Here is a 5,724-nt window from a genome sequence, read left to right as displayed (position 1 = left end):
CGCCGCCGCTCTGGGAGACGACGATCCCCACGGCCCGGGTCACGCTTGTTATCGCCGCAACCGAGTTGTGCCGGGTGCCCATGCCTTTCGGGAGTGTCACCTTGCTTGAGTCCACCGTGATGTACCGTCCCGAAGCCTCGATGAACCCGTCGCCGGTGATCACAAAGGCCCCATCGAGCTGGGCGAACTCCTTGATATTTTCCTTGAGATCGGGGTTCGTGACCATCCGCATCTCGGGGACATGGCCCTCGAACGCATTGAGCATGATCTGCCGGGATTTCGCGAGCACGTTCTTGGTATCGCCGATTAAAAACGTCGTGCCGACCGCCTTTCCTTCCCGGCCCTCGATCGAAATCTCGGTCGAGATATGGAAGACGGCGTCAAAGACCTCTTCCCGTACATCGGTATCGGAGACCACCTGGTCCTTCCACGTATCGGTACTGATGCGCACCTCGCCGGTCCGTTTCCGGTCGGTGATATCGTGGCCGATACAGAGTACCTCGGTGATGTGGCCCTGCGGGTCGCGGATCGCCTTGTTGATCCACGCGATCCAGACAATATCCCCGTTCCGGCGGATGTTCTCGCTCACGTTGATGGCATACCCCTCGGCGTTGAACCCCAGATCGTTTGCCATCATCGAGAGATCGTGGCCGCCCCGGTTCTTCTCCGGCACGATCGTCCCGACAACGTTCTTCCCGACAAGGTCGCTTGCGGAATAATCGAAGAATGCCGCCGCGTAGGTATTGGTGTACGTGATGACGCCCTGCATGTCCATCCGGATGATGATGCTCTGGGCGTTCTGCATCATCTCCCGGTACTTCGCTTCGCTCTCCTTTACGGCATCGCGCATCTTCTTTTTCTCGGAGATGTCGGTCACGACAACGGTGCCGCCTTTTTGTGCGTCAAGCGGGTCGAGCAGCCGGGCCTGGAGGGTGCAGGCCACAAAACTTCCGCCGGCCCGCACGAGTTCGCACTCTGCATACCCGTTCCCGAGTGCGTCCCGGTGGGTCTGGAGGTCCCGGCAGACCTGCCCGAACTCCTCCTCGCTCTTAAAAAATGCCCGGACCGGTTTTCCGACAATGGCCGACTCGGACGTCCCGAGAAGCGTCACAAGCGGGCGGTTGATCCACTCGACGGTGGCATTCCTCATCTGGAAGATCCCAAGCGGCGTTGCCGAGAGGATCAGGGTGAGCTGGTCGTTCTGCAGTTTAAGGTCCCGCTCCGACTTCTTGCGCAGTGCCGTCTGCTTCATTAAGGTGACGAGATCCGCTGCCGGGGAACGCAGGTCCGCAATTCTGGGGATGACAATTTCGGTACCGTTATTGACCTCTTCAAATGCGACACGGTTCTCGCTCATGCGGGAAAAGAGGATGACCGGTGTGGGGTTTCCTATGGACCGGAGGTAGAGCAAAAAGCCGATGCCGTCCATGTCGGCAACAAACTCGATCCCGTTGACCGCTGACACTTTCTCGTAGCAGACGATGACATCGAAGTTCCGGCTCTTGAGTTTCTCGATCGCCAGTTTGGTGGACGGCACGACGTCCAGCCTGACCTCCCCCGTCTTCTCTAAAAACGGGCGAAATTGCGCGAGAAAATCGGTATTGTCATCGACAAACAGGACGGATATCATCTGGGACTCCCGGGGCGCGGGCTGCTCGCCTCCCGGTGTATACCTATGATCTGGATATTTTTGCAATAAATACTTGACTGGGAAAAGGGGAAATTGCAGATTTCGCGTAATTTATGCCCGGAATGCCCCTGTCTCACCCGTAAAGGGCATGTGTGACCACGAGGTCCGGCAGGTTCCAAATTTAACTGCTGTCGCTGTCGTGAGATTCCGTGTCCCCGCCGTCCACGGTCCCGTCTTCGTCGTCACAAAAGTTCCCGAACACGAGCCAGCACCCCGTGACAAGGATAAGCGGGACGCCAATAGGCAGGGAAAAACCGTGATCGCTGTGAAGGGCAGGGCCGTACTGGACGAGCATCGCGACGAGAAAGAGCACGCCACCAGCGATGTTGAGCAGGCCTGCCGGTTTTACCGGCCGGGCGTCATCCAGTACGGTGGCAAACGTAAGAAGGATCAGTGCGGCGACAAGGAGAAATGCCCCCAGTATCCAGATGACCGTTGAAAACGCACTGGACCCTCTGAGTGTTCCATTGAGCACGTAACCGAGATCCCGGTGTATGAGGATGAGGCTGTTTCCGAGGTAACTTTCCTGGTACCGGAAGAGGGCCCACTGGACACCGGTGGCAAGGTTATTGCCGATGCCATAGATATTGAGCGGGACAAAAAAGAGCAGGCACTCAACTATTAACGGCAGCCGGAAACGGGTCATACAAGGGAAAAATATTGTCGGGAAATTCGTTAAAACTCTTAAAAAAAACGGCGGGAACCTGTCACTTGTTGGTGTTTCCGACAATTGCGAGCTGGTACATCCAGTCCATCAGCGGGTGGCACTCCTGCACCACGCATTCCAGGTCGCAGGCGATACACGGGATCAGTTCGTCCCCGGCAAGCAGGTTCTCGGGATGTACCGGCTGCCTTTTTGCACGGAGCAGATAGGTCTTGATCCCGTCTTTCTTGAATTCAACACGATCGATAAGCCCGGTCTCTTCGAGTTTTTTTACGATCCTCGAACATTTCCGGCTGTCCACACCCAGTTCCTTCCAGAGCTCGCTCTGGAGGACACCCTCCGGTCTAGACTGGATTAAGGCGTAGGCGTCGTCTTCAGGTTCAGGCATCGCGATTCAGTCCCCTTTAGCAGTTTAGAGCAACGGAGCAATGGTAAGAATATTATTGCCCCGGATGACGACCGTGCCCAGGCTCCTGCCCCGCTCGTTGTTGACAAACTCGATCGTCTCGTCCATGTGGATATTCAGATATTCGTCGACCGCGACAAGCCTGCCCTGCAGCTTGCGCCCCTCATCCTTGATCTCAACGGTAATCTTGGAATCTACGAGTGCAAACACTTTTTTTATGGGCAAAACAATTCCGTTAACCATCTGTCCTGATTAGGGTCGTAAGATAATTAAAGTTTGCTAGAAATGGCGGTGGTGCGGCGAAAATACCTTTTAAAAAACAGGGGGCGGGCGGTGTTCCCGCAACCGGTTTATCCAAGGGTCTTACGTATGGCTGATGCCGTGCCGTAAGCACCAAAGGCCCTGAAAAAGACCAGGCTTTCCGCGTAGGCCATCGCCTGCATGGCCTTGTTGGTCTCTTCGTCGACCGCGTAAATTTCCTTATAGAATTCCTTAATGGCCATCTTGCAGTTGCCATCGAAGATCTGCCGGTCTTTCTTACCGGGATTTGTGGGCCGGTACTTCTCAAGCGTCCAGTCCGTTATATTCTGGTAAAGAGCGGGTTCGTAGATTTTTAGGATGCCAAACGCCACGTCCTGCCAGAACGTCCCGACATTGCCCTTGATGATGTCGCCTTTGGGGAAATGCAGGTTGATGAGATCCCGGGGGGTGCCGGTGATGCCGTGCTGGGCGATGCCGACATGCAGGTGGTTGTCACGCAGCGCCTGTGCGATCTCCTTTGTCCGGGGGATATCGATGGAGAGCTGTTCGATCACGTTCCCGTTTGCATCGTACGCGTGGCCGTGGGAGCTGCCGTTTGCGATGGCGAGCACATGGGGGTGGACGTCGTTTTCATTGAGGGCTTTGATAAACCCGACGGCCTCCTCCGGCCGGGTCAGGACAAGACCTTCCGTGTCTTTTCTCCCGATCTCCCCGACTTCCACTTCAAGGCCGAACTCCTTCCCGTTCATTTTCTGCCGGATATGACGGGCAAGGTCGGTGGTAACCCGGATATTCTCCTCAAGTTCTTCACGGACGGTTTTTCCCTCGAAGTTGAAGAGGTGCGAGGCATCGATGGCAAACGAGGTGTACCCAGCTTTTACCTGCGCATCGATCAGCTGCTTTGTCCCGTCGACCTCTGCGGCATCGCCCTTTTTTATCGTGATGTGATCCGCGTGGAGCGCCCAGATATCAAACCCGACCGCCTTTGCCGCTGCATTCATCTTTCCCGAGAATACCTGCGGAGTCATCCCGGTGTAGCCCCCTTTAAGATCGGATTCTGACCGGGCAAGTTCCATGAAAACCGCAGAATCGGTATCTTTTGCTGCTTTGAAAATTCCCTCGGCGACCGTTGCGATACGGACATTTGCGGCCATGACAATCGCTTTTTTGCCGGAGATGCCGTGTAAGATGGTCGAGCCGGGGATTGGACCAAACGTTTGTGCCTTCATGTTCCTGCTCCTGTTTTAGAGTGTACTTATCCTTCCTTCATATATTTTTCAATCTGGCTGATCTCTTTTTTGCCACCGATATAGATGGGCGTGGTCTGGTCAATCGCTTCCGGCCTGATCTCGCGGTAATCGGTGCTCCCATTGCTGACGGCCCCGCCTGCTTCGCAGACGATCATGCCCATGGGGTTTGCCTCGTACAGGATCCGCAGTTTTCCTTTTTCTTTTCCTTTGTAGCCAGGGTAGGTAAACACCCCGCCCTTGTGGAGGATCTGGTGGACGTCTGCGACAAAACAGCCGGAAAACCGGAGCTTGTAGCCGGCACTTTCAAGCCCGGCGATCCAGCGGGCATGGGCCGGGAGGTAATCCCTGCGCAGCGCCCCGGGTGCGTAGATCTTCCCCTCCGGGATCCGGATATTCTCCTCGCGCAGCACAAATTTGCCGGTCTCGTCTTTTACGAATTCGTGGACGCCGTGGCCGGTGGTGACGGTCAGGAGGGTGAGGGGCCCGTACAGCATGTACAGGGCAGCGACCATGGCCGAACCTTTCATGAGGACCGGGCCGGGGTAGATGCCGATGATCGAGCCGACGCAGAGATTCACGTCAAGGAGCGAGGAGCCGTCAAGCGGATCGATGACGACACCGAAGTTGGTCTTTGCGTCTTTTACTTCGATGATCCGGTCCTGCTCTTCGGTCGCGATGTACCGGACAAGGCGGGATTTTTTGAGGCCCTCGACAAACACGTCATCGGCATACTTGTCAAGCGGCTTCTGGTCTTCGCCAAACATGTTCCGGGTGCCGCAGACCGAGGTATTCATACAGTGGGTAAGGAAACCCTGCCTGACGGGGCCGGCCTGTTCGCTCAAAAAGAGGATGAGTTCAGCGAGGTTTTTTTCCGTGCCGGATTTTATAAGGAAATCTTCAAGAATCATCAGTACCACCGGATCACGCCGCAAACGGCGTTTTTCCCCCGAATAGCCCGGACGGGCGTCCGGGTCTGTGGGTAGTCGTTTGACCCGGAGGTTTATGAGGATTATTATCCAGTTGTCACGTGTTTTCTGCCAGGATACGGGGCATGGAAGAAAACCCGGATGCGGTCGTATGCCGGAAGATAAGTACACCAGACTTCGTGTGTCTGTCAAAGTTTACTGTTTCCACCGTATTTACAAGCAATAAAAAAGGAGATTTGGTTTGTCCCGGGATCAGGGGCGCCCGAAGGATCCGGAAGGTTCCTCTCACGTAACTTCCGGCACGCCAACCCCCGGAATCCGTTCTCTGCCGCGAGGCAGGTTACAGATACGTGCCAGCAGTATTATTCCTTCATGATCCTTTTGCAATCATTTAGTCAACGGGTATTTTTCCCCGTGATTCTTTCGTGATCTTTTTGAGATGAACTTCCAGCACACCATCCCTGAACGTTGCAGAGGATCCCTCATCGGTCACCGGTTTTGGGAGGGGGACGAGCTGCGTCATCGAC

At 55.4% G+C, this 5,724-nt stretch carries 6 protein-coding genes; all 6 read right to left on the bottom strand.

Features of this window, described 5'->3' with window-relative positions:
• On the bottom strand, positions 1-1,630 hold a 1,630-nt coding region (locus WCE46_RS01180; protein ID WP_424731866.1), incomplete at its 3' end, for a PAS domain S-box protein.
• A 181-nt stretch (positions 1,631-1,811) separates the two neighbouring features.
• Positions 1,812-2,336: a hypothetical protein gene (locus tag WCE46_RS01175; protein WP_424731865.1), complete on the bottom strand. Its 525-nt coding sequence runs from the start codon at positions 2,334-2,336 to the stop codon at positions 1,812-1,814.
• Positions 2,337-2,397: 61 nt separating this feature from the next.
• Positions 2,398-2,742, bottom strand: coding sequence for a helix-turn-helix transcriptional regulator (locus tag WCE46_RS01170; RefSeq protein WP_424731864.1), 345 nt, complete (start codon positions 2,740-2,742; stop codon positions 2,398-2,400).
• 24 nt (positions 2,743-2,766) lie between these two features.
• Positions 2,767-3,003, bottom strand: coding sequence for an LSM domain-containing protein (locus tag WCE46_RS01165; protein ID WP_424731863.1), 237 nt, complete (start codon positions 3,001-3,003; stop codon positions 2,767-2,769).
• A 107-nt stretch (positions 3,004-3,110) separates the two neighbouring features.
• Positions 3,111-4,250, bottom strand: coding sequence for a class II fructose-bisphosphate aldolase (locus WCE46_RS01160; protein ID WP_424731862.1), 1,140 nt, complete (start codon positions 4,248-4,250; stop codon positions 3,111-3,113).
• Between the two features lie 26 nt (positions 4,251-4,276).
• Entirely contained in the window at positions 4,277-5,179 is a 903-nt protein-coding gene (locus WCE46_RS01155; RefSeq protein ID WP_424731861.1) for a class 1 fructose-bisphosphatase, read from the bottom strand.
• Positions 5,180-5,724: the final 545 nt, after the last annotated feature.

Source organism: Methanoregula sp. (genome assembly GCF_049690535.1).
Taxonomy (GTDB): Archaea; Halobacteriota; Methanomicrobia; order Methanomicrobiales; family Methanospirillaceae; genus Methanoregula.
The sequence above is the reverse complement of the archived record's forward strand: the minus strand, read 5'-3'. Positions and strand labels throughout refer to the sequence as shown.